This is a genomic window from Actinoallomurus purpureus (assembly GCF_024055795.1).
Classification (GTDB): domain Bacteria; phylum Actinomycetota; class Actinomycetes; order Streptosporangiales; family Streptosporangiaceae; genus Actinoallomurus; species Actinoallomurus purpureus.
Window position 1 is genome coordinate 1 of the sequence record NZ_JAMXMY010000049.1, and the last position, 3,435, is coordinate 3,435.

The window sequence follows — 3,435 nt, forward strand, 5'->3', positions numbered from 1 at the left end:
GTCCTACTCTCCCACACCGTCTCCAGTGCAGTACCATCGGCGCTGAAAGGCTTAACTTCCGGGTTCGGAATGGGACCGGGTGTTTCCCTCTCGCCATAACCACCGAAACGATTAACAGAACCGGTCTCGGGGTCTGATTCCCGGCCGTGTTCCGGGAACCGCACAGTGAACGCGAACATCACGCAACAAACCTTGCAGGATTATGTGTGTGTCAAGCCACTCGGCCTATTAGTACCGGTCAACTCCACACCTTACGGTGCTTCCATCTCCGGCCTATCAACCCAGTCGTCTAGCTGGGGGCCTTACAACCACAAAGGGTTGGGAGACCTCATCTGGAGGAAGGCTTCCCGCTTAGATGCTTTCAGCGGTTATCCCGACCGAACGTAGCCAACCAGCCATGCACCTGGCGGTACAACTGGCACACCAGAGGTTCGTCCGTCCCGGTCCTCTCGTACTAGGGACAGACCCTCGCAAGTCTCCTACGCGCACAGCGGATAGGGACCGAACTGTCTCGCGACGTTCTAAACCCAGCTCGCGTGCCGCTTTAATGGGCGAACAGCCCAACCCTTGGGACCTACTCCAGCCCCAGGATGCGACGAGCCGACATCGAGGTGCCAAACCTTGCCGTCGATATGGACTCTTGGGCAAGATCAGCCTGTTATCCCCGGGGTACCTTTTAGCCGTTGAGCGACACCACTTCCACACGTCGGTGCCGGATCACTAGGCCCTGCTTTCGCACCTGCTCGACATGTCTGTCTCACAGTCAAGCTCCCTTGTGCCCTTGCACTCAACACCTGATTGCCAACCAGGCTGAGGGAACCTTTGGGCGCCTCCGTTACTCTTTGGGAGGCAACCGCCCCAGTTAAACTACCCACCAGGCACTGTCCCCCACCCGGATACACGGGCGCGGGTTAGACGCTCGAAACGACCAGAGTGGTATTTCACCAACGACTCCACCGCCACTGGCGTGACGGCTTCACAGTCTCCCACCTATCCTACACAAGACGCTCCAAACGCCAATGCCAAGCTATAGTGAAGGTCCCGGGGTCTTTCCGTCCTGCTGCGCGTAACGAGCATCTTTACTCGTAGTGCAATTTCACCGGGCCTGTGGTTGAGACAGTGGGGAAGTCGTTACGCCATTCGTGCAGGTCGGAACTTACCCGACAAGGAATTTCGCTACCTTAGGATGGTTATAGTTACCACCGCCGTTTACCGGCGCTTAGGTTCTCAGCTTCGCACCCGAAGGCACTAACCGGTCCCCTTAACGTTCCGGCACCGGGCAGGCGTCAGTCCGTATACAGCGTCTTACGACTTCGCACGGACCTGTGTTTTTAGTAAACAGTCGCTTCCCCCTGGTATCTGCGACCCCCACCAGCTCCACGGAGCCAGTCCGGTCACCAGCAGGGGCCCCCCTTCTTCCGAAGTTACGGGGGCAATTTGCCGAGTTCCTTAACCACAGTTCACCCGATCGCCTTGGTATTCTCTACCTGACCACCTGAGTCGGTTTCGGGTACGGGCCGCCGACACACTCGCTAGAGGCTTTTCTCGGCAGCATGGGATCACTCACTTCGCCTAAATCGGCTCGGCATCACATCTCAGGCTTAATGCGCCACGGATTTACCTATGACACGCCCTACATGCTTACCCCAGGAACAACCATCGCCTGGGTTGAGCTACCCTCCTGCGTCACCCCATCACTTACCTACTACCACCTCAGGTCCCAACCGCCCTCTGGCAAGACTCCCGAAGGAACCAAGCAAAGTTAAGAAGGTTAGTATCAATGGGTTCAGCATGGGCGCGTGTCAGCGGGTACGGGAATATCAACCCGTTGTCCATCGACTACGCCTCGCGGCCTCGCCTTAGGTCCCGACTTACCCTGGGCGGATTAGCCTGCCCCAGGAACCCTTGGTCATCCGGCGGAGGGGTTTCTCACCCCTCATTCGCTACTCATGCCTGCATTCTCACCCGCGCCACCTCCACACCTGGATCACTCCGATGCTTCTCTGGTGGCGCGGCGCTCCCCTACCCATCCCAACCCCTGGACGTACAAGTACGCCTGGGTATTGTTGGAATGCCACGGCTTCGGCGATGTGCTTGAGCCCCGCTACATTGTCGGCGCGGAATCACTTGACCAGTGAGCTATTACGCACTCTTTCAAGGGTGGCTGCTTCTAAGCCAACCTCCTGGTTGTCACGGCAACTCCACATCCTTTACCACTTAGCACACGCTTAGGGGCCTTAGCCGGTGATCTGGGCTGTTTCCCTCTCGACTACGAACCTTATCGCCCGCAGTCTCACTGCCACGCTTCACTTACCGGCATTCGGAGTTTGGCTGACTTCAGTAAGCTTGTAGGCCCCCTAGGCCATCCAGTAGCTCTACCTCCGGCAAGAAACACATGACGCTGCACCTAAATGCATTTCGGGGAGAACCAGCTATCACGGAGTTTGATTGGCCTTTCACCCCTACCCACAGGTCATCCCCCAGGTTTTCAACCCTGGTGGGTTCGGTCCTCCACACGGTCTTACCCGCGCTTCAACCTGCCCATGGGTAGATCACTCCGCTTCGGGTCTACAGCATGCGACTAAAAACGCCCTATTCAGACTCGCTTTCGCTACGGCTCCCCCACACGGGTTAACCTCGCCACACACCATAACTCGCAGGCTCATTCTTCAAAAGGCACGCCATCACACCACACCACAAATGATGCGGGAGCTCTGACGGCTTGTAGGCACACGGTTTCAGGTACTATTTCACGACCCCTCACCGGGGCACTTTTCACCTTTCCCTCACGGTACTAGTCCGCTATCGGTCACCAGGGAGTATTCAGGCTTACCAGGTGGTCCTGGCAGATTCACACGAGATTTCACGGGCCCCGTGCTACTCGGGAAAACGCTCAATGGAGACAACGAGATTTCGCCTACCGGACTCTCACCGACTACGGTCGACCATCCCAGATCATTCGACTACCCCGCTGCTTTATCACTCCACGCCCAAACGGTGGTCCGGGCAAGAACGTTCCCACAACCCCACACACGCAACGCCCACCGGCTATCACACGCGCATGGTTTAGCCTCATCCCCTTTCGCTCACCACTACTCAGGGAATCACTGTTGTTTTCTCTTCCTGCGGGTACTGAGATGTTTCACTTCCCCGCGTTACCACCAACCGCCCTATCAATTCAGACGGAGGCAACACCCCATGACGAGTGCTAGGTTTCCCCATTCGGAAATCCCCGGATCAACGCTCGGTTGCCAACTCCCCGGGGCATATCGCAGGCTCCCACGTCCTTCATCGGCTCCTGGTGCCAAGGCATCCACCGTGTGCCCTAAAAAACTTGAACACACAAAAATCTACAAGAACAAGATGCTCGCGTTCACTATGCAGTTCTCAAAACACGGACAGAACCAACCCCCAGCCACCACCAAACCACCAACC

Annotated in this window: 2 rRNA genes; both read right to left on the bottom strand. The window is 57.0% G+C overall.

Annotated elements, in window-relative coordinates:
• Positions 1 to 107 (bottom strand): 5S ribosomal RNA (gene rrf / locus NE236_RS43120); the annotation flags it as partial.
• Positions 108 to 207: 100 nt separating this feature from the next.
• Positions 208 to 3,340 (bottom strand): 23S ribosomal RNA (locus tag NE236_RS43125).
• Between the last annotated feature and the right edge of the window lie 95 nt (positions 3,341 to 3,435).